This is a genomic window from Pseudomonas fragariae (ex Marin et al. 2024) (assembly GCF_059621105.1).
In genome coordinates this window covers 3,741,618-3,763,381 of sequence record NZ_CM184369.1, presented here as the reverse complement: position 1 = coordinate 3,763,381, position 21,764 = coordinate 3,741,618, and the positions used below count along the sequence as shown (strand labels likewise).

The following is a 21,764-nucleotide window of genomic DNA, read 5'->3' as shown; positions in this document are numbered from 1 at the left end:
ACGCAGTGCCAGCATGGCGACAAGTCACTGACGTCATAAAAGTGTCTGGCTGTTCACATTGTCCGTTGGCGTTTGGCCATCATCGTTTTGGCAATAGAAGGTTTTAATCGGGGAAAAGCGCCGTATGGAGCCTGAAAAGCGCATTTATTGAGGGGAACTTGTGCGTGCTGAAACGGTCAAGCCAGGTGCGAATCTGAAACATCTAGTTACGAATTTGCGCTTGGCAGAATGCGCCAGATTAATATCGAAATCGCCGAAACCCTTGAGCCAGACGCGTTAATCTCGTCAAAAAGCAGGCACGATCGTGCAATCCAGGGCTTGGAAAGTGCCTGAGTCTCAGGCCAGCGTATTCACCGTGCGGCATTCCAGCAGCAAACTTGCGCCGCCGTATTCGCTGGTGCCTATCTGCAGTGTAAAACCGTGCAGATTGACGATTGCGGCCACTACGGAGAGGCCGAGGCCGAAGCCGCTTTGCTCGGTGCCGGCCTCACTGCGATAGAAGCGCTGAAAGACAGCCGCGCGCTCGGCGACGGGGATGCCAGGCCCGGAATCCTGCACCTCGATGCACGGCGTGGTGCCGCCGGGGGCAGGGTAGGCGCTGACTTTGACGATTCCGCCGCCCGGGGTGAACTTGATTGCGTTGCCCAGCAGGTTGGTCAGTGCTTCGAACAGCAGAGCGCGGTCGCCTACCAGAGTGGGTAGCGGTTCATGCAGGTCGAGTATCAGGGTGATCTGGTCTTCTTCAGCCAGCGGCAGGTGGAAATCATGTAGCTCCTGCAGCAATGGACGCAGTTCCAGTTCAACGAATGCCGAGCGCCGCTGGCGGTCTTCCAGCTCGGAAATGCGCAACAGTCCGCGGAAGCGTGCCATCAGCGTGTCAGCTTCGCTGATGACCTGGGCAATCTGCGTGGCATGGGTCGAATCGTGTGCTGACTGCTGCTGAATACGGTAAAGCTGCGCACGCAAGCGGGTCAGCGGTGTGCGCAGGTCATGGGCGATATTGTCGCAAACGCCCTTGACCTCGTTCATGAGCTTTTCGATACGGTCGAGCATGGCGTTGACGATCACCGCCAGCATGTCCAGTTCATCGCGCCTGTTGGAGACCGGCAGACGGCCGGCCATGTCGCCGGCGATGATCGATTCGGCGCTGGCCTGGATCGCGCGGATACGCCGCAACGGCCTGCGGCGCAGTAAATGCCAGCCGGCAACACCGGGAATAATGGTCAGCGAGATGCCCCACAGCAAGGCATGCAGGATCAGCGTGCTCACCGCAAACAGAGAGCCGTTCTCGCGAACCAGCACCAGCCAGCGGCCGTCCGACGTGCGATTGACGATCGCATCGCAACTGCCTTGCGGCATGCCTGGATCATCCGATTCGATGCAATCGTTCAGTACATGAATCTGGCCGTCGATAGGCAGGTTTTTCGGGACGCTGGTGATAGGCCCGGCAACCGGGCGGAAGTTCTCGTCGAACAGACCGTAGGCATCCACCGAACGGGTATCGAAGGTCATGCTGGTGGCCAGAGCGTCCACCAGGCCCTGGCCCTCGAAGCGCGAAAACAGTTGCTGGCGATGGGTGAGCGACTGGCGGGCGAGGGTGTCCAGATAAGACGTCACCTCCCAATACAGCACGCCAAGCAGAATCACGCTCCAGGCTACGAACAGCGAGCTGTACAGCGCCAGTAATCGACTCGTGGATGATCGCCAGCCGTCAGACGGGTTCGGCAATGACATAGCCGGATCCTCGCACGGTCTGAATGAGCTGTGCGGTACCGGGTTGGTCGATCTTCTTGCGCAGACGGCCGATGTGAACGTCGATCAGGTTGGTGCCCGGATCGAAGTGGTAGCCCCAGACTTCCTGAAAAATCATCATTCGGGTGATGATCTGTCCGCTGTTGCGCATCAGAAACTCAAGCAGCTTGAATTCGGTGGGCAGCAGGGTCAGCGGCTCGCCGCCGCGACACGCTTCCCGGGTGATCAGGTTCAGTTCCAGGTCGGCAACCTGCAATACCGTCTTGGCGGCACTGACCGGGTTACTGCGTCGCAATAACACCTCGACGCGCGCAGCCATCTCATCCGACGCGAAGGGCTTGGGCAGATAGTCGTCCCCTCCGGCACGCAGGCCGCGAACGCGCTCGTCCACGTCGGAAAGGGCGCTGATCATCAGGATCGGCGTGGAAATGCCCTGGGCACGCAAATGGGTGACGATGGTCAGACCATCCATCTCCGGCAACATGCGGTCCAGGGTAATAAGGTCATAATCGCCACTCACTGCACGTGCCAGGCCGTCACGGCCATTGTCGACCCAGTCCACTTCCAGCCCGTGGCTGCTGAGTTCGGTCACGATTTCCTTTGCAGTGATGGCATCATCTTCGATTGCCAGAATTCGGGTCATGGTCCCTGCCTGAATAGATGCGTTCAAAGAGTCATTCTGCCTTTAAAACCCGCCGCGTTTCCTGAAAGAAAGTTTAATGATAGGGATCATATTTCTCGCTTTGCCGTGGAATCCGCTTCCTTGAGCTTTTGCGCTTTCTCCAGGCGACGTTTTTCTTCCTTGTTTTTGCGGTCGCGCTCCATTTTCTCTGTGGTGTCTTTTTCACTGCGGATCTGCGCATGGCTGATCAAGGCGAAAATAAAACTGCCACCGATAATGTTGCCTGCCAGGGTGGGGCCTGCAAAAGCGAACCAGAAATCCTTCCAGCCCAGCTCACCTGCGAATACAAGATAGGATACTTCGGCCGAACCCACCACGATGTGCGTGAAGTCGCCGAGCGCCATCAGGTAGGTGATCAGCACAATGATCGCTATCTTGGCGTTTTCCATCGACGCGATCATCCAGACCATGGTCGCAATCATCCAGCCCGAGACGATGCCCTTGGAAAACATCTGGGCCATGTCGTTTTCCATGACCTTGTGGCCAATTTCCAGAAACGCCTTGTCGGTGCTGGTATCGAAAATCGGCAGGTTGAGCATGACATAGGCAACCAGCAGTGTGCCGACCAGGTTGCCGGTCAGAACCACACCCCACAAGCGCAGCAGCCGCCCGATGTTGGCCAGGTTCAGCTTGCTCATGACCGGCAGCACAGCTGTGATGGTGTTTTCCGTGAACAATTGCTGACGCGCCAGGATCACCGCCAGAAACCCTGCCGAATAGCCGAGGCTGCTGATCACATGACTGCCGGGGATGCCTTCGAGGCGCGAGTTCAGCAAACCCATCGCCATCAGCGACAGGCCCATGGTCAGTCCTGCAGCCAATGCCGACCACCACAGCGCGGCTACGCTGCGCTCCAGTTCGTGGTCGCCCTGCATGCGAATGGTTTCGTGCAACACCGCCGCGCGGGGCGGCTGGTTCTCATCGATCTCGCGCTCTTCCTCGGCTGACAGGCCGGGGGTCTTGCCATCTACTTCGTGGTCCATACAACGTCCTCAGCGCCAGTGATGAAATGGACCGACCGGGGCAATGTCGGGCCGATGGTTCAGACAGGCGCCGCGCGCTGTCGTTCGCCAGCGGCGGGGCGTATCGAGAATTGTTTGAGCCAGTTGGCAGAATGTGTCGGTCTAGCCCAGCAGATCGGCGCTCTGCACGCGTTCGATACCCATGCCCAGCATGGTCTTCCAGGCGTGCTCGAGCGAGCCGTTCATGTCGATGGCGCGACAGGCGTCTTCCACCACAAAAGTGTTGAAACCGGCACTGCGTGCATCCTGCGCCGACCAGGCGACACAGAAGTCCAGCGCCAGCCCGACCACGAACAGCGTATCGATGCCGCGCTCGGTCAGGTACCCGGCCAGCCCTGTGCGGGTTGTACGGTCTGCCTCCAGAAATGCCGAATAACTGTCGATATGCGCATTGCAGCCCTTGCGCAGGACCAGTTGCGCGTGAGGCAGGTCGAGGTCGGCATGCAACTGCGCACCGTGACTGCCTTGTACGCAATGATCCGGCCACAGCGTCTGCGGACCGTAGGGCAGGGTGATGCTCTCGAACGGCAGGCGCTGCGCATGGCTGGAAGCAAAGGAAATGTGCCCGGCAGGGTGCCAGTCCTGCGTGATGACCACTTGGGAAAAGCGCGCACCCAGGCGATTGATCAACGGCAGCAGCGCATCGCCGTCAGCCACCGCCAGTTGCCCGCCGGGCATGAAGTCGTACTGCATGTCGATCACCAGCAAGGCGCAACGAGGATCGGCAGGCTTGTGGGAAAGGGGCATCGTGGGTTCTCTGGTAAGGAGTAATGAGCTCAGTTTGCCTGTTTATCGCCACGTTGGCTAAGCGGCATACCTGGCCTTGGCAAGAGTATTTTTTGGGAATTTGTATCAGGCGTTAATACGAATCTGTACTATTCGCAAAAAAATCCTGCCAGGTCCCAAGAGGCCTGGTTTCTTGCCAAGGGTTGTATGTCGATGCGTCGTACTCTCGTTTCACTTTGCGTTATCCAGGCTATCTCTCAAACTGCCTGGGCCGATCAGGTGCCTGGCGTCCAGCCTGCCATGGAGCTGCAGAATATCGATATCCAGGGCGCCGCCAATGCCGAAACGGCACAAGGGCCGGTCGATGGTTATCGGGCCACACGCTCCGCCAGCGCAACGCGTACCGATACCTCGTTGCACGAAACCCCGCAATCGGTCAGCGTCGTGACCCGCGAAGCGGTCGAGGACATCGGTTCCACACGTTTGCAGGATGCTCTCGACTACGCGGGTGGCGTCGGGCGAGCCAACAACTTCGGCGGCCAGGGGCTGACCACCTTTACGGTGCGCGGCTTTACCACCGGCGAGTTCTATCGCAACGGCTTCCCGATCAATCGTGGTTATCCGAACATGCCGGACACCAACACCATCGAGCGTCTTGAGGTGCTGCGTGGTCCGGCCACCACGCTCTATGGTCGCGGCGATCCGGGCGGCACCTTCAATGTGCTTTCCAAACAGCCGCTGGCCGAGCCTTCCGTGACGCTGGGCAGTCAGCTCAATGATCAGGGCATGAAGCGCGGAACGCTGGATGCCTCCGGGCCACTGGATGACGAAGGCCGGTTTGCCTATCGCCTGAATGTGGTGGGTGAGGGCGGCGATACGTTCCGTGACCACGTCGAAACCGAGCGCTATGGCGTGGCGCCAGTATTGAGCTGGCAGGTCAACGACGCCACGCGCATCACCTTCGAAGGCGACTTCATGCGCAACAACGCGCCGCTGGATCGCGGTTTGACGCGGTATGCCAACCAGACGGGCACCGCTTCCCGCGACACGTTCTTCGGCGAGAAGAGTGTGGGCAAGCTGCATAACGATAACAACATGGCACAGCTGCGCTTCGAGCATGACCTCAACCCGGACTGGACGCTGGGCGGTGGCTTACAGATCCTTGACGGCTCCCTGCAGGGCGATGCCATCGAGGCCAACGGGCTGGCGGCGGACGGTCGCACGCTCGGGCGCAACTTCAACTATCGCAAGCTGGAATGGACCGATCGCGATGTGCAGCTGAATCTGACTGGGCATTTTTCAGCGGGCGGTTTCGAGCACACGCTGCTGACCGGTGTCGAGTACGAAGATTATGACTACAAGTCGATCATTCAACGTTCCAGCGGTGCAGTAGCTGCCTACCCGATCGACCTCTTCAATCCGGTCTACGGCCAGGCTCGTCCGGCACTGACCCGAACGACCACCCATGACAAGGAAAACCTCAAGACCTGGGCTGCCTTCGTACAGGACCAGGTGGCCCTGACCGAGCGCCTGAAGCTGCTGGGCGGTGTGCGTCTGGAGCGTTTCGAACATGATTACGATTCTTTCCTGCCCGGCACCAGCAGCTGGACTGCCAGCGATAACGCGGTCACACCGCGCCTCGGCCTGAGCTACGACCTGACCGACGACCTTGCCGTCTACGCCACCACCGCTCGCTCGTTCAAGCCCAACAGCGGTGCCAGCCGACTGGGTGGCGGGTTCAAGCCGGAGGAGGGCAAGTCCTATGAAGTCGGAACCAAGTGGGAAGCGCTGGACGGGCAGCTGAGTGTCGACACGGCGATCTATCAGATCGAAAAGCGTAACGTGCTGACCACCGATCCGCTCGATTCAACGTTCAGTGTGGCGGCTGGCGAGGTGCGCAGTCGCGGCCTGGACCTGAACGTGGTCGGCAACCTGACTCCGCAATGGCGGGTAATGGGCAGCTACGCCTACGTGGACGCCGAGGTCACCAAGGACAACACGCTACGCTCCGGTACACGGTTGATGAACATTCCCGAGCAAACGTTCAGCCTGCTCAACGTCTACGAGTTTCAGGACGGCGCCCTGCGTGGTCTGGGCCTGGGCGGCGGCGGTCGCTATGTCGACCAGCGTGCCGGGCGTACGGCCAACACCTCTTTCTCGATGGACAGCTATACGGTGTTTGACCTGCTGGCCTATTACAAGGTCAACCCGCACGTGAAGCTCAATCTGGATCTGAAGAATGTGTTCGACACCGACTATGAGGAAGGCTCGTTCGGCAATGTCTATGCCTATCCGGGGGCGCCACGGACGGTGCAGGTGGGTATTGCCTATACGTTGTGATGCTGCGTACCGGTATCGGGTTCTGATAGAGAAAGCCTGACCCTTTCAGGGGCAGGTTCAGCCGCGTGTGTCATGGGTAGCGGCCCTTGTGCACACGCAGCCGTGCATCATCAGTACTGATCGGCCGTTGAAAAACCGGCACGGTGGCGAAGTTTGCCCCCTTGGAACTGTTCCTTGCCGGGTAAAATGTCCGCTCCGGCGGCTTTGAGAGCGCTCATATTATCCCGCAAGGCATTAGTGGCGGCGTCCTTTTGCTGGTAGGTATTGGCTGCTGTAAGGTTGGCATTACCCACTTCGCCAATCTGGAATTTGTAGCCAGCCTCTTTCAATGCCTTGATCTGTTTGGCGAGTCGCGAAGAGGCTTCGCTTTCCCTGGCGTACACATGAAAACTGCCAATCAGGGCAGGGTTGTCGTCGCCATTGGCAGCTTTTAATTGAACAGCAAACTTGACCAGGCCGCTTTGCGGACCTGCGGTCAGGCCACCTCCCCAATTGCTGTCCTCGACAATAATACTTCCTTTATAACCGGCATCGCGTGCGGATTTAATTAACGTGGTCTGCATGTCAGCCCATTCCTGACTTGCGCTTTTACCGCCCTGATGGAAGGTATCCAGTACAAAGCCTGTACGACTGCCAAACCTTTTGACAACGGTACTGATGTCGGCCGCGGCCTCCTTCAATTTGTCCCCCGTCAGCACGTTTCCGCTACCCTGGTTCGCATCGTCGCGGAACGTGAACTGAACTTTTACACCCTGTTTGCCCCCTTCACTGAGCAATGCTCTGAGCTTATCCAACTGCCTGCTGTCCTTGATCTGATCGTGCGTCATCTGAAAGCGCAAGGTTCCGCCTCCAATCGCTTTCAGGTCCTGAATCATCTTCGTGGCAGCGGCAGGTGTGGCGATATCATCAGGATTGACGTTGGCTCCCCCGCGCAAGACGGGCTCGGCGGTTTTGACGGGCTCGGAAGCGGAAACCTTGTCTTTGTCTTGGACTTTTGTATCTGGCTCGGCAGAGGTCGTGTTGTCTTTGACAGTGGCCACGTCATTGAGCATGGCCTTGGTATAGACCGGCGACGTTTCCGCTGCTTCAGCAGAGCGCCTGTCAGACGGGGTGTAGGTATCGAGTTTCGTCTGCGTATCCGAAGTTGCAGCCGTCGTGCCAGCGCTCGCCGGCTGTGGGGTCCTGTCTGCCGTGACAGGTTTCTCGTTAGCTGCCATGAGGCTGTCATGTGGCCTGGCTGAGCGGATATTCATCGGGTGTCTCAGTAGTCTGTGCAAAAAGTGGCTGCGCCTGATGAAGCAGGAGAATGAATCTCGCGGCAGGCGATAACTTATGGAATGACAGTGTTCATATAAGCGCGTCGGAAACTTAATATAACGATTGTGCGGCTGTTTCCATGTTTCTTTTGTTTATTAATACTCGGGCCCAAGGTCCAATTATATTCCTGACATTGTCCACTGGACGAGCAGGTTCGTATAGAACTTATTTCCCGTGCAGCACAAATCCGGACGGTTAATTCGGTTCTGGCCTTTTTTGTCCAAGCGCTGGTCGTTTACTGCCTGGAAACCGGGGCCGACAGCGCGCCCCGCGATCAGGCTCTACGGGGAATGATACGCAACGCCCAGACGTAGCGTGGCATCCATAGGTTACAGGCTGATGTTGCAGGGCCCGTCAGCCAAACACCCGAATGGGCGACCCCGCATGCCACGCCTGGATGTCTTCGATCATCTGCCCGTAGAAAGTCCGGTAGTTGTTCTCGGTGACGTAACCGATGTGCGGGGTCGCCAGCACGTTGTCCAGTGTGCGGAACGGGTGATCGGCCGGCAGCGGTTCGAGGTCGAAGACGTCCAGCGCTGCGCCGGCGATTCTGCGCTGTCGCAGTGTTTCGATGAGCGCAGCCTGATCGATGATCGGGCCGCGTGACGAGTTGATCAGATAAGCGTCCGGCTTCATCCAGTTCAGTGCTTCTGTATCCACCAGGCCGCGGCTGCGATCGCTGAGCACCAGGTGCACCGACAGCACATCGGCCTGTTCGAACAATTGCTGTTTGCTGACATAAGTGACGCCGGACTCGGCAGCAGCCTCTGGCGTCAGGTTCTGGCTCCAGGCAATGACCTTCATGCCGAATGCCTGCCCGTAGCGGGCAATCCACTTACCGATACTGCCCAGGCCGAGAATACCCAGGGTTTTGCCATGCAGATCGCTGCCCAGCCCGACCTGCCAATTGCCGGCACGCAACGCGTTGGCCTCGGCCACCAGGTTGCGGGTGATGCCCATGATCAGCGCCCAGGTCAACTCCGGTGCCGCATGCTTATAGCTTTCGGTTCCGCACACGACAATGCCCTGACGCTTGGCTGCAGCGGTATCGATCGCCGCATTGCGCATTCCGCCAGTGACCAGCAGTTTCAGCGCCGGCAGCTGGCTGAGCAATGTCGCATCGAACAGGGTTCGCTCGCGCATCACGCAAATGATGTCGAAGTCTCGCAGGCGCCGCGCCATGGTCGATGTATCGGCAGGGTAGTCATGCAGAAAACTGATCTCGCCCATTGAGCCGAGCACGGACCAGTCCACTACAGTGCTGGCGACGTTTTGCCAGTCATCGAGTACCGCGATTTTCAATGGGGTCATTGTCTGAAGGCCTCTTGATGGGATTGTTTTTCAAGGCAAACGCTAATTGAACAGGCTGGCGGCGATATTGATCGAAAAGCCCAGAATCGCGGTGTTGAACACAAAGCAGATCAACGACTGGCCGAGCACGACCTTGCGCATTTCGCGCGTCGCTACGCCGACGTCGGAGGTTTGCACCGCGACGCTGATGGTGAACGAAAAGTACAGAAAGTCCCAGTAATCGGGGTTCTTTTCACCGCCCACAAACGCCAGTGCGGGCTCCTTGCCTTTCCAGGTGTAGAACATGCGTGCGTAATGCAGGCTGAAGATCACGCCGATCATCAGCCAGGAACCGATGACTGTCAGGCCGGTGAAGGCCTGGTGAAGCATTCTGGCGTCGTTGGAAAGGCCTTTGCTGCCGGCGATTTCAAAAATGATGGCGGCCAGACTGGCCAGTGCCGCAACGCAGACCGTGACCAGAATGACGCCTGCGTTTTCGTCTTCCCTCATCGCGACTCGCCGCACATCCTCAGCGTCGCTGCGCAACGTGCGGATGAAAATCATGATCAGATAAAGCCATACTCCCGTGTCCCAGCCAGTCAGCAGGCTCTGGGTCAGTGTCGAATGAGGGATGAGCCAGGACCAGGCGATGCCTGCGGTCAGGCCGACCAGAGCGGCAAGGGTGAGGCGAGGGCGGGTGCGGGCGAGATGGCGCATGCGTGTCTGATCGTTACTGGACATTACCAGACAGTAGCATGCCGCTTCGGCAAGCCAAATTCGATTAAAAAAACGGCGCGCAAGGGGGTTGCGCGCCGTGTGCCAGCCAGCGGTTGAACAGGCGGCGAGTCAACTGCGAATGTCGGACCGATTCAACGCACCAGGCAAGGCTGCTTGTTGTTGAATGTCCAGTCCGGGATCAGAAACTGCATGGCCACTGCGTCATTGCGAGCGCCCAGGCCCATGCCTTTGTACAGTTCATGAGCCTTGGCCAACTGGTCCATGTCCAGCTCGACACCGAGCCCCGGTTTGTTCGGGACCTCGACTTTGCCACCGACGATTTGCAGCGGCGCCTTGGTCAGACGCTGGCCGTCCTGCCAGATCCAGTGGGTATCGATCGCCGTGATAGTGCCCGGCGCTGCAGCGGCCACGTGGGTGAACATCGCCAGGGAAATATCAAAATGGTTGTTGGAGTGCGAGCCCCAGGTCAGGCCCCACTCGTTGCACATCTGCGCCACCCGTACCGAGCCCTGCATGGTCCAGAAATGCGGGTCGGCCAGTGGAATGTCCACCGACTGCAACTGAATGGCGTGACCCATTTCCCGCCAGTCGGTGGCTATCATGTTGGTGGCCGTCTTGAGGCCGGTAGCGCGGCGGAACTCGGCCATCACTTCACGACCGGAATAACCGTTTTCCGCGCCGCACGGGTCTTCGGCGTAGGCCAGCACATGATGCTGATCGCGGCACAGACGGATTGCTTCCTTGAGCGACCAGGCACCGTTCGGGTCCAGCGTGATGCGTGCATCGGGGAAGCGTTCGGCGAGCGCCGTCACCGCTTCGATCTCCTGGTCGCCGCTCAACACGCCGCCCTTGAGCTTGAAGTCCTGAAAGCCGTAACGCTGATGCGCGGCTTCGGCCAGGCGCACCACGGCCTCGGGCGTCAGTGCTTCTTCATGGCGGATACGGAACCAGTCGTTGTCGGCCTCGGGTTCGCTGCGGTAGGCCAGATCGGTCTTGCGCTGGTCGCCGACATAAAACAGGTAACCGAGCATTTCAACCTGATCGCGTTGCTGACCTTCGCCCAGCAATGCCGCAACCGGTACTTCCAGATGCTGGCCGAGCAGGTCGAGGAGCGCCGCTTCCAGCGCGGTGACCGCATGAATGGCAATGCGCAGGTCGAACGTCTGCAAGCCACGGCCACCGGAGTCCCGATCGGCAAACGCCTTGCGTGCCTGGTTGAGGATTTTCTGGTAAGTGCCAATGCTGCTGCCGACGACCAGCGATCGCGCGTCTTCCAGCGTCTGGCGAATCAGCTCGCCGCCAGGCACTTCGCCCACACCGACATGCCCTGCGTTGTCCTTGAGAATGACTACGTTGCGGGTGAAGTAGGGGCCATGTGCACCGCTCAGGTTGAGCAGCATGTCGTCATGGCCCGCTACGGGCACAACCTGCATCTCGGTAATGACGGGGGCCTTGCTGGTGATATTGGATTGCTGAATGTTCATGACGGGTCCTTTAAACGTAAGGCCTTGAAAATATGACCGATGAAAAAGCGGCTGCGCACGTGCATCAGTGGGTCGCCGGGGTCTGAATGGCGGCGACCGGCGTCGCGCCAGGCTTGGGGGTATTGCGCGCGGCGAAAACGATGATCGCGGCGATGATCGAAGTGGCTGTCAGGCCGTACAGTCCGCCCTGGATCGAGCCGGTGTGTTCTTCCAGCAGGCCGAATGTGGTCGGAGCCACGAAGCCGCCGAGGTTGCCCACCGAATTGATCAGCGCGATGACCGCAGCGGCGATCCGCGCGTCCAGATAGGCCTGCGGGATCGGCCAGAACAGCGAAGAAGCCGACTTGAAACCCAGTGCGGCAAAGCAGATGGCAACGAAAGCGAAGATCGGGCTGCCGGTGGTCGACATGAACATTCCGGCAGCGGCAATCAGCAGGGCAATGGCTACCCAGGCTTGCTGGCGTTTCCACTTGGCGGACAGCGAGGCGAACACGTACATGCCGATGATCGACAGCAGCCACGGAATCGAGTTGAACATGCCGACTTCGAAGTCAGTCAGGCTGCCCATCTTGCGGATGATGCTCGGCAGCCAGAACGTCGCTGCGTAAATCGTCAGCTGGATGAAGAAGTAGATCAGGCAGAACAGAATGATCTGACCGTCTTTGAGCAGCTTGCCGATGGACGCCTTGACCGGCGTCGCCGCTTCACGGGCAGCCTGCTCGGCATCGATGGCGTTGACCAGTGCATTCTGTTCTTCGCGGGTCAGCCACTTGGCATCGTGCGGCTTTGAGTCCAGCCAGAACCAGACGAAGAAGCACAGGCCGACCGAGAACATGCCTTCGATGAAGTACATCCACTGCCAGCCCTTCAGGCCGAAACCGGTGATTTGCAGCAGCAGGCCGGACAACGGGCCCGAGATCAACGAGGCGATGGCCGAACCGCTGAGGAAGATGGCAATCGCCTTGCCACGCTCGACGCCGGGAAGCCAGCGGGTGAAGTAGTAGATCACGCCTGGAAAGAAACCGGCCTCGGCCACGCCGAGCAGAAACCGCAAAATGTAGAAGTGGGTTTCGGTCTGGATAAAGGCCATGCAGGCCGCAACGATGCCCCAGGTCAGCATGATCCGCGTCAGCCAGATACGTGCGCCGACTTTCTGCAACAGGATGTTGGAAGGGACTTCGAAGAGGGCATAGCCGATGAAAAACAGTCCGGCACCCAGGCCATAGGCAGCAGCGCCGATACCCAGGTCATGCTCCATGTGCGAACGCACGAAGCCGATGTTGACCCGGTCGATGTAGTTGACGATGAACATGATGACGAAAAGCGGCAGGACGTGACGTTTGACCTTCGATACGGCTGAATTCAGAACCGAACCTGTGCCGTCGGCCATCCTGGAATTGGATGTGCTCACAGTTGAATCTCCCACTCGTTGTTTTTATGCGGGTATGTGCGAAGTGTGTCCCTCGCATTGTCGGTCATCATACAAGTAAAAAGCCGTTGTGCAATCCCTTGGCGGTGATGATCTGCAAGATTATCAACCTCGAGGCATTTGCCGTTGTGCGGGTGTGTCGAGCCTGTGTGACGGCGTTAATTTAAAGTTTTGACCAGTAAATGCTGAGGTTTTTGCTTGTGTACATCAGCTGGACCTGACCGGTGACTTGAACGCAATGGCCGATGGGAGGCAGGGTGGGTGGAAACAGGAGCTTTGACATCCGGGAAAGACTTGTAATACAAGTAAGACAACTGCGCCGGGCTGTCAAACCCGGCTTCCGGCCGCTCTCAGTCCGGTATTCGCGCTGCCATGGCCGTGATACGGCAGCATAAACAGACAAGTCAGGATTCATTCACCATGCAAGAGCCTGCCAGCACAGCGCCCAAACGCCGTCAGCACAACCTGGCCACCGATCTGGTCACCGAACTGAGCCAGCGCATCCTGCTCGGCAAGATCGCACCCGGTCAGAAGCTGCCGTCCGAGAACCAGATCGTCCGCGAGCACGGCGTTAGCCGTACCGTGGTACGTGAAGCGATTTCCAAATTGCAGGCGTCCGGGCTGGTGGTGACCCATCACGGCATCGGCACCTTCGTGCTCGAGCGCAGTGATCAGACGGGGCTGCGCCTCAAGGTCGAGACCGTTTCCAGAGTGCGCGATATCATCGAACTGCGCATCGGCCTGGAAACCCAGGCCGTGGCGCTGGCGGCTGTGCGCCGTACCGATGAGCAACTGGCGGCCATGCGTCAGGCGCTGGATGATTATCAGGACCTGCTGGCCAACGACGACAGCTGCGTCGAGGCTGACAAGCGCTTTCACATGCTGATCGCCGAAGCCACCGGCAACCCGTATTTTCTGGAGATCATGCAACACCTGGGCAGTGCGGTCATTCCGCGCAGCCGCATTGCATCGAGCGAGCGGGCAGGTAACAACCTTGCGCATCAGGGCTACCTGGCCAACCTGGAACACGAGGCATTGCTCAGCGCCATTCGCCGCAAGGACCCGGATGCCGCGCGCGCGGCGATGTGGACGCATCTGAGCAACAGCCGTGAACGGCTGGTTCCACTGGAGTAGGCGCGAACGTGTTTGCTCCCACAAGAGCCCTCCATACTCGAGCGTACGGCAAAAATGTAGGAGCGAACCGGGCGACGCTTCGCTTGTTCGCGAAAGGGGCCGTATAGCCGCAGAAGATTCGGCGTTCAAAACGACGCCTTCGCGAACAAGTTCGCTCCTACAAAAGCCCCCATGCTTGAGCGTACGGCAAAAATGTAGGAGCGAACCGGGCGACGCTTCGCTTGTTCGCGAAAGGGGCCGTATAGCCGCAGAAGATTCGGCGTTCAAAACACCGCCTTCGCGAACAAGTTCGCTCCTACAAAAGCCCCCATGCTTGAGCGTACGGCAAAAATGTAGGAGCGAACCGGGCGACGCTTCGCTTGTTCGCGAAAGGGGCCGTATAGCCGCAGAAGATTCGGCGTTCAAAACGACGCCTTCGCGAACAAGTTCGCTCCTACAAAAGCCCCCATGCTTGAGCGTACGGCAGAAATGTAGGAGCGAACTTGTTCGCGAAAGGGCCCGTACAGCCGCAGAAGATTTGGCGTTCAAAACACTGCCTTCGCGAACAAGTTCGCTCCTACAAAAGCCCCCATGCTTGAGCGTACGGCAGAAATGTAGGAGCGAACTTGTTCGCGAAAGGGCCCGCACAGCCGCAGAAGATTTGGTGTTCAAACACCGCCTTCGCGAACAAGTTCGCTCCTACAAAAGCATCCCATGCTTGAGCGTACGGCAGAAATGTAGGAGCGAACTTGTTCGCGAAAGGGGCCGTATAGCCGCAGAAGATTTGGTGTTCAAACACCGCCTTCGCGAACAAGTTCGCTCCTGCAAAAGCATCCCATGCTTGAGCGTACGGCAGAAATGTAGGAGCGAACTTGTTCGCGAAAGGGGCCGCACAGCCGCAGAAGATTTGGCGTTCAAAACACCGCCTTCGCGAACAAGTTCGCTCCTGCAAAAGCCTGGCCCCACGGTATCGACGATACAAGGGAGGCGGTTGCGTACTACGGTGTTGCGTTCAGCACGCCGAGCATCACGTGGCTCTGCCACTCGAAATACGGGTTGAAAGTCAGTCGCGCATGGATCTTGCCTGGCTCGGTATAGCCCCAGTCCGAATACCACACCGGCTCGCCGGCCATGCACCTGGCGGTGTCCGCCGTGCTCTGGCCGTTCCAGCAGATACGCTGGCTGCCGGATACGCCGTAAAGCGGATTGTCCGCTGAAAAAAGCAGGCCCATGTGTGAGAAGCGGCTGATGCGGTATTCCGGCAGGTAGTCCTTGCGCACCTCGACGCGCGGCGTATCGGCAGCCCGGGCGGGAAGGTCGCCGTACCAGATCAGGCGACTGGCGGGGCTGCTGAAGCGCTGGCTGAAATTATCCAGCACGTAATCAGTGTCGAGTACCGAGTCGTGCTCGGCGATGGCGATGAACACCGGCTTTGCATAGCGCCGCTGATGCAGGCGGTCCTGGGCCAGCGCGCTGCTGCGATAGAACTGGGCAAAACCATTGGTGGGCATGTTCATGTAGCGAACCGGCGTCTGCATTGGGCGCAGGCCTTGATTCGGCGCGGCAAGCCAGGGTCGTGCCCAGCCGATCCACGGAGTCAGCCAGGCATAGCCGCTGTTGGAGCGAAATGCCGGCGAGAACAAGAGCAGCCCGGAGATTTCGTCGTGCCCATAGGCGTAATCGAGGACCAGATTGGCCCCGGTGGAAAAGCCGCCGAGATAGACCTTCGGCACTTCACGAGCGAGCAGTTGCGCCTGTTCGCGTACCACTTGCTGCCACTGTTCGAGGCGCACGTCGAGCATGTCTTCGGGCTTGGTGCCGTGCCCCGGCAACAGCACGGTTCGGACCAGATAGCCCTGAGCAGCGAGCGTCTGTGCCACGTCATGAAACGACCACGCCGAATCCCCCAGGCCATGCACCAGCAGCACGCCGCCCTTGGGTGTCCCGCTCGGGGTCCACTGGCGCGGCGCGTTCCAGTCCAGCTCGGCCTGGTGGTCGGCGGTCTGGAAGTTGCGCTGGTTGCGGATCAGCTCGAGGGTCTGCTGACGGTAGTCTTCAAAGCGCTGTTTCGGCTCTTCGCTTTCTGCCATTGACGTGCAGGCTTGCAGGGTCAGCAGCGACAGCAGGCTGGCGAGTCGGAATTTGATCAAAGGGGCGCCTGTGCACACATATTCGAGGGTTCAAAAGGTCGACGCGGGCACTCTGCCATGTACGTCGCGCCCGTGACTACTTTCAGGCACACTCGGGCGTTCTATAACTTCAACAAAATGTATCCATATGCCCAACCATTGCAAGCCTCGCCACGCGTCAGGAGTCGTTCATGTTCGCCCTTGACCGAGCGCTGGCCCAGGACATCGTCGACCGGGCCATGACCATCCTGCCTTACAACGTCAATGTCATGGACTACCTGGGCATCATCATCGGCAGCGGTGATGCCGAGCGCTTGTGTACCCGTCATGAGGGTGCGCAGCGAGTGCTGGCCAACCGGCAGGTGGTGGAAATCGATTCTCTGGCAGCGTCGCAGCTCGGGGGTGTCAAGCCGGGCGTCAATCTACCGCTGATGCTCGACCATCAACTGGTTGGCGTGCTCGGCATCACCGGCGAGCCGGACGAGGTGCGGGTGTATGGCGAATTGGTCAAGATGACTGCCGAGATGCTCATGGAACAGCGTCGTCAGCAGGCTGACCTTCAGTGGCGGGCGCAACGCAGCGAAGACCTGCTGGCTCGCCTGCTGTTGCCGGATTGTCCCGATAGTCTGGTGGATGAAGCACGACAGTTGGGTTTGCAGCCGCACATTGCGCGCCAGGTGGTACTGCTGCAGTTTGCCGAGGAGGGGCTGGCTGCCAGCCAGGTTGCCAAATGGCTTGGCACGCGCTATGCCGACAGCTGGTGCGTGCTGCGTGAGCCGACCTTGCTGTACTGGTGCCGCGCGACGGGCAAGGAGCGTGACGATGCGCTGCTGCTCAAGCAGTTCGATGAGCACCACTGGCCAGTGCTGCGTATGGCCACCGTGGCGCAATCGGCGGACCTGCCCACCCTGCGCCAGGCCTGCGCGGCAGCGCGGGATCTGCTCGACTACGCCCGTCAGGCAAGGCCGGCGCAGCGCCTGCTGCGTCTTGAAGCCTATCGGCTGCCGTTGCTGTTCTGGCGCTACCGGCATGACTGGCTGGCTGAACACGTCGCCGAGCCAATGGAGCGTCTGCACGCGCATGCGCAACTGCTCGACACCTTGTGCAAATGGTTCGAGTACAGCGGCGAAAGTCAGGCCTGCGCCGAAGCGCTGGGTATCCATCGCAACAGCCTGCGCTACCGGCTGGAGAAGATTGGTGAGTTGACGGGCTGCGACCCTTACAAGACCGACGACCTGCTGCAACTCTACCTGGGCGCGCAGATGATCACTCGTCAGACCTGAAGCCGGGTTTTGTTCAAACGCCCGATAATGGCGACGGATCATTGTGCGAGCGGCAGGCGGCAAGCACGGTCTTGAATGAGAGCATTCGAGCACCGGATCTGGAGAACAACAATGAAAATAGTCATCGCCCCCGACTCGTTCAAGGACAGCCTCAGCGCCCAGGCAGTTGCCGACGCGATCGCCAGTGGTCTGGCCGAAGTCTGGCCGCACGCCGAGTTGATCAAATGCCCGATGGCAGACGGCGGGGAGGGCACCATCGAGGCGCTGCTGGCTGCCTGCAATGGCGAACTGATGAGCGCCAGCGTCAGCGGCCCGCTGGGCGCCCCGGTCAATGCCCAGTGGGGCTGGCTGGCGGACAGCAGGACCGCAATCATCGAAATGGCCATGGCCAGCGGTCTGCAACTGCTGACCCTGGCACAACGCGACGCCTGCGTGACCAGCACGGAAGGCACCGGCCAGTTGATCTCGGCGGCACTGGATGCGGGAGCCCGTCGGGTGATCCTGGCCATCGGCGGCAGCGCAACCAATGACGGCGGCAGCGGCATGCTTTCAGCCTTGGGTGCACGCTTTCTGGATGCCGACGATCAACCGCTGGCGCCGGGCGGGCTTGCGCTTGCGAACCTGGCGCGTATCGACCTGAGCGGTTTCGATCCACGCTTGTCTGACGTGCGCGTCGAGATCGCCGCCGACGTCGATAACCCCCTCTGCGGGCCGAATGGCGCCTCATCTATCTTCGGCCCGCAAAAAGGCGCATCGCCCGAGCAGGTCGTGGCGCTGGACGCCGCACTCGGCTGTTTTGCCGACCAAACGGCTCAGGTTCTCGGCCAGGACTTGCGCGACAGCCCTGGCAGCGGTGCAGCGGGGGGCATGGGCTTTGCCGCCAAGGCCTACCTGAAGGCCTCGTTTCGTGCCGGCGTGGAAGTGGTGGCCGAACTGACCGGGCTGGAACAGGCGCTGATCGGTGCCGATCTGGTCATCACCGGCGAAGGCCGTTTCGACGCGCAAACCCTGCGTGGCAAGACACCGCTTGGTGTTGCGCGAGTCGCCCAGCGTCGGCAAGTGCCGGTGATTGTGCTGGCGGGAACCCTTGGCGACGGCTATGAGCAGATGTATGCGCACGGCATCGGCGCAGCCTTTGCTCTGGTCAGCGGCCCAATGAGCCTCGAGCAGGCCTGCCGCGAGACCCGCCGCCTGCTGCACGAGCGTGCGCGCGACGTGGCGCGGCTCTGGCAAATGGCTTCGGGCGGTTGATGACTGCGCTGTGATCAGCGGGCACCGGACGAGCGATTGGCCGTTATTTTAAGTAACCCTGCAAATGATCACTGGGCGTCCTAAAGAATTATTTGATCAGGGCGATACGCTGTCGGTTGTCTGACAACTTCGTGTCGGGCACTGCCCTCAAAAAATATAAAGAGCCGTGGTCATGAATCTACGCAAACTCACTATCGCTCGTCGTGCCGGTCTGGGTTTTACCCTTATTTCCCTGCTGGTGGCATTGCTGGGGTGGTTTGCGCTGGCGCAGATGTCGACCATCCGGCAGAGTGAAGTGGCGGTGGAGACCAACTGGCTGCCCAGCATGCGAGTGGTCAACGATATCCGCGAAATCATGCTGCGCATTCGGACCATTTCCTTGCGCATGGCACTGGACACCGATCCTGCGAGTATTCCGACCTACCGTGGTCAGATGGATGTGCGTCTGGGCGATCTGGACAAGAAGCTGTCTGTCCTCAAGACCTTTGTCGACACCCCGGAAGAGAAGTCGCTGACCGACCAGTTCATGGTGACCGTGGGCCAATACCGCAGTGCGCTGGACCGTTCCTTTGCACTGGCCAGCCAGGGCGACAGCGTCGGGCTGAACAAGCTGCTGCTGGTCGACATGAAGCAGATCGTCGACGGTTCCGGCAAGCAACTCGGTGACCTGGCCGACTTCTATCTCACTCAGGTCGATGCGGAAGGCAAGTCGGCCGGGGCCCAGTACGACAAGTCGCGCGACATCGTCATTATCTTTGTGGTCATTGCCGCGCTGTGCACCATCGGCCTGGCACTCTGGCTGACCCGCAGCATCGTCGGCCCGCTGCAACGTGCAGTAACCGCCGCCGAGCAGGTTGCCAACGGCGACCTGACCCATACCATCGAAGTCGATGGCGAAGACGAAGTCACCCGACTGTTGCGTGCCCTGGCGATGATGCAGGTCAATCTGCGTGAAGCCATGCGCCACATCGGCAGTTCGGCCACTCAACTGGCATCGGCCGCCACCGAACTCAACTCGGTCACCGAAGACAGCTACCGCGGGCTGAACCAGCAGAATGCGGAGATCGACCAGGCCGCCACAGCGATCAACGAAATGACCTCGGCAGTCGAGGAAGTTGCGCGTAACGCCGTATCCACGTCGGACGCCTCCAACCAGTCCAGTACCTCGGCATTGGCGGGCCAGACGCGGGTGATCGAGACGGTGCAGTCGATCCAGACGCTGACCGACAACGTGCAGGCCACCTCGACGCTGGTGCAAAACCTTGCCAATCAGTCGCAGGACATCGGCAAAGTGCTGGACGTGATCCGCTCGATTGCCGAGCAGACCAACCTGTTGGCACTCAACGCCGCCATCGAAGCGGCACGTGCAGGCGAGTCGGGCCGTGGTTTCGCGGTGGTGGCGGACGAAGTCCGCGCATTGGCGCATCGCACCCAGCAGTCGACGCTGGAAATCGATTCGATGGTCAGCGCCATGCGCAGCGGTTCAGCGCAGGCGCTCGACTCGATGAACACCAGCCGCGCTCGGGCCGACTCGACATTGGCACTGGCCAAGGGCGCGGGCGAGTCCTTGAGCGAAATCACCTCGTCGATCAATCAGATCTCCGAGCGCAATCTGGTGATTGCCAGCGCGGCGGAAGAGCAGGCGCAGGTCTCGCGTGAAGTCGACCGCAACATCGTCAACATTCGCGATCTGTCCATGCAGTCGACTCAGGGTGCCAACCAGATCAGTGCGTCGAGCCATGAATTGTCGCGTCTGGCGGCCGATCTGAATCAGGTGGTCTCACGCTTCAAGGTGTAAAACCCTACATTGATACAGGTTGTGTCCGCTTGCCGACGATCGACCGGACGCGCATTATGCCCTCGGTCGAAATGACCTCCGGTACAGTCTGGGCACAACCTTATCGAAGGGGGCGGCATCGCTTCATGAATAACAATAATCACACCTTCAGCAGTTGGCTGCGCTCGCCAGCCCATCACCAGTGGCTGGCACTGGAAGGCAATCGTCTGTTGACCTTCGCCAAGGCTTCGAGGCTGGACAACGGCTTTGGCAGTCTTGATGACTACGGTCGGCTGATGGTCGGTGCCACCGCAGGAACCATGAACACGGCACGCATGACCCACTGTTTTGCCATGGCGCATGCGCAGGGTATTCCCGGCTGCGCTGCGCTGGTCGATCACGGTATCGCCGCACTGCGCGGACCGTTGCACGATGCCGAGCACGGCGGCTGGTTCAGTGCCGCGCTCGAAGACGGCGGCAAGACTGACAAACAGGCTTATCTGCATGCGTTCGTCGCACTGGCGGCCAGCTCTGCCGTGGTGGCGGGGCGGCCTGGTGCGCAGGCATTGCTGTCCGACGCCATCCAGGTGATCCAGACGCATTTCTGGAGCGAGCAGGAAGGCGCCATGCGTGAGTCATTCGCGCGGGACTGGAGCAGTGAAGAGTCGTATCGCGGTGCCAACAGCAACATGCACAGCACCGAAGCCTTCCTTGCGCTCGCCGATGTGACGGGTGACGCGCAATGGCTCGACCGGGCGCTGAGCATTGTCGAGCGGGTTATCCATGAGCATGCCGGCGCCAACAACTTTCAGGTCATCGAGCATTTCAACCAGGATTGGCAGCCGCTGGCCGATTACAACCGGGAAAACCCGGCCGACGGTTTCCGGCCCTTCGGCACCACGCCGGGGCATGCCTTCGAATGGTCGCGGCTGGTGTTGCATCTGGAGGCCGCGCGCCGTCAGGCTGGACGCGCCAACCCCGAATGGTTGCTGGACGATGCCCGCCAACTGTTTGCCAATGCCTGCCGGTACGGTTGGGATGTCGACGGTGCCGCGGGTATCGTCTACACCCTCGACTGGCAGAACGAACCGGTGGTCCGTCACCGTCTGCACTGGACTCATTGCGAAGCGGCCGCCGCTGCCGCCGCATTGCTACAACGTACCGGCGAGCAGCAGTATGAAGACTGGTATCGCTGTTTCTGGGAGTTCAACGAGACCCTGTTCATCGATCACGAGCATGGCAGCTGGCGCCATGAACTGAACGAACGCAACGAGCCCAGCGCAGACATATGGCCCGGCAAGCCGGACCTTTACCACGCCTATCAGGCCACGTTATTGCCGGTGTTGCCCTTGGCGCCAAGCCTGGCCAGCGCTCTGGCGGGACTGGAATAAACCACTGGGTCAAGCCTGGGTTGTCGGCTCAAGCCTGAAA

Annotated in this window: 16 protein-coding genes and 1 pseudogene; 7 read left to right on the top strand and 10 right to left on the bottom strand. The window is 59.8% G+C overall.

Annotation, left to right across the window (positions count from 1 at the left end):
• Positions 1 to 336: 336 nt before the first annotated feature.
• The 4 genes from AC54XV_RS16070 to pncA form a co-directional block, all read right to left on the bottom strand.
• On the bottom strand, positions 337 to 1,734 hold the full coding sequence (locus AC54XV_RS16070; protein ID WP_003404984.1) for a sensor histidine kinase: 1,398 nt from the start codon (positions 1,732 to 1,734) through the stop codon (positions 337 to 339).
• Positions 1,712 to 2,395, bottom strand: a complete 684-nt coding sequence (locus AC54XV_RS16065; protein ID WP_003371891.1) for a response regulator transcription factor — start codon at positions 2,393 to 2,395, stop codon at positions 1,712 to 1,714. Before AC54XV_RS16065 ends, AC54XV_RS16070 begins: the two co-directional genes overlap by 23 nt.
• Before the next feature lie 86 nt (positions 2,396 to 2,481).
• Positions 2,482 to 3,417 (bottom strand): formate/nitrite transporter family protein, encoded by a 936-nt coding sequence (locus tag AC54XV_RS16060; protein ID WP_003404982.1) that lies wholly within the window; start codon positions 3,415 to 3,417, stop codon positions 2,482 to 2,484.
• Between the two features lie 141 nt (positions 3,418 to 3,558).
• Entirely contained in the window at positions 3,559 to 4,203 is a 645-nt protein-coding gene (gene pncA / locus AC54XV_RS16055) for a bifunctional nicotinamidase/pyrazinamidase (protein ID WP_011268238.1), read from the bottom strand.
• Between the two features lie 192 nt (positions 4,204 to 4,395).
• Between pncA and AC54XV_RS16050 the strand changes: the two genes are divergently transcribed.
• On the top strand, positions 4,396 to 6,522 hold the full coding sequence (locus tag AC54XV_RS16050; protein ID WP_058398467.1) for a TonB-dependent siderophore receptor: 2,127 nt from the start codon (positions 4,396 to 4,398) through the stop codon (positions 6,520 to 6,522).
• Between the two features lie 110 nt (positions 6,523 to 6,632).
• Here AC54XV_RS16050 and AC54XV_RS16045 read toward each other — a convergent pair whose 3' ends face one another.
• The 5 genes from AC54XV_RS16045 to AC54XV_RS16025 form a co-directional block, all read right to left on the bottom strand.
• Positions 6,633 to 7,775, bottom strand: coding sequence for a cellulase family glycosylhydrolase (locus AC54XV_RS16045; RefSeq protein WP_496717079.1), 1,143 nt, complete (start codon positions 7,773 to 7,775; stop codon positions 6,633 to 6,635).
• A gap of 418 nt (positions 7,776 to 8,193) precedes the next feature.
• Positions 8,194 to 9,150, bottom strand: coding sequence for a D-2-hydroxyacid dehydrogenase family protein (locus tag AC54XV_RS16040; protein WP_003404975.1), 957 nt, complete (start codon positions 9,148 to 9,150; stop codon positions 8,194 to 8,196).
• 42 nt (positions 9,151 to 9,192) lie between these two features.
• Positions 9,193 to 9,846: a DUF1345 domain-containing protein gene (locus tag AC54XV_RS16035; protein ID WP_024639640.1), complete on the bottom strand. Its 654-nt coding sequence runs from the start codon at positions 9,844 to 9,846 to the stop codon at positions 9,193 to 9,195.
• A 152-nt stretch (positions 9,847 to 9,998) separates the two neighbouring features.
• Positions 9,999 to 11,351: a glucarate dehydratase gene (gudD, locus tag AC54XV_RS16030; RefSeq protein ID WP_011268234.1), complete on the bottom strand. Its 1,353-nt coding sequence runs from the start codon at positions 11,349 to 11,351 to the stop codon at positions 9,999 to 10,001.
• A 64-nt stretch (positions 11,352 to 11,415) separates the two neighbouring features.
• Positions 11,416 to 12,741, bottom strand: a complete 1,326-nt coding sequence (locus AC54XV_RS16025) for an MFS transporter (RefSeq protein WP_058398466.1) — start codon at positions 12,739 to 12,741, stop codon at positions 11,416 to 11,418.
• A gap of 459 nt (positions 12,742 to 13,200) precedes the next feature.
• On the opposite strand from AC54XV_RS16025, the gene AC54XV_RS16020 reads away from it, so the two are divergent.
• Positions 13,201 to 13,914 (top strand): FadR/GntR family transcriptional regulator, encoded by a 714-nt coding sequence (locus tag AC54XV_RS16020; RefSeq protein ID WP_011268232.1) that lies wholly within the window; start codon positions 13,201 to 13,203, stop codon positions 13,912 to 13,914.
• 977 nt (positions 13,915 to 14,891) lie between these two features.
• Here the strand turns inward: AC54XV_RS16020 and AC54XV_RS16015 are convergent.
• Entirely contained in the window at positions 14,892 to 15,983 is a 1,092-nt protein-coding gene (locus AC54XV_RS16015; protein ID WP_024651521.1) for an alpha/beta hydrolase, read from the bottom strand.
• A gap of 230 nt (positions 15,984 to 16,213) precedes the next feature.
• On the opposite strand from AC54XV_RS16015, the gene AC54XV_RS16010 reads away from it, so the two are divergent.
• The 5 genes and pseudogenes from AC54XV_RS16010 (at position 16,214) to AC54XV_RS15990 (ending at position 21,724) form a co-directional block, all read left to right on the top strand.
• Positions 16,214 to 17,305, top strand: a complete 1,092-nt coding sequence (locus AC54XV_RS16010) for a sugar diacid recognition domain-containing protein (RefSeq protein ID WP_058398210.1) — start codon at positions 16,214 to 16,216, stop codon at positions 17,303 to 17,305.
• Positions 17,306 to 17,416: 111 nt separating this feature from the next.
• Positions 17,417 to 18,556, top strand: coding sequence for a glycerate kinase (locus AC54XV_RS16005; RefSeq protein ID WP_032657193.1), 1,140 nt, complete (start codon positions 17,417 to 17,419; stop codon positions 18,554 to 18,556).
• Positions 18,557 to 18,728: 172 nt separating this feature from the next.
• Positions 18,729 to 19,499, top strand: a pseudogene (locus AC54XV_RS16000) (MCP four helix bundle domain-containing protein); the annotation flags it as partial.
• On the top strand, positions 19,488 to 20,354 hold the full coding sequence (locus tag AC54XV_RS15995; protein ID WP_371135416.1) for a methyl-accepting chemotaxis protein: 867 nt from the start codon (positions 19,488 to 19,490) through the stop codon (positions 20,352 to 20,354). The pseudogene AC54XV_RS16000 and the gene AC54XV_RS15995, both read left to right, overlap by 12 nt.
• Before the next feature lie 125 nt (positions 20,355 to 20,479).
• A complete protein-coding gene (locus AC54XV_RS15990) occupies positions 20,480 to 21,724 on the top strand; it encodes a D-mannose isomerase (RefSeq protein ID WP_496717075.1) in 1,245 nt (414 codons plus the stop codon).
• Positions 21,725 to 21,764 lie beyond the last annotated feature (40 nt).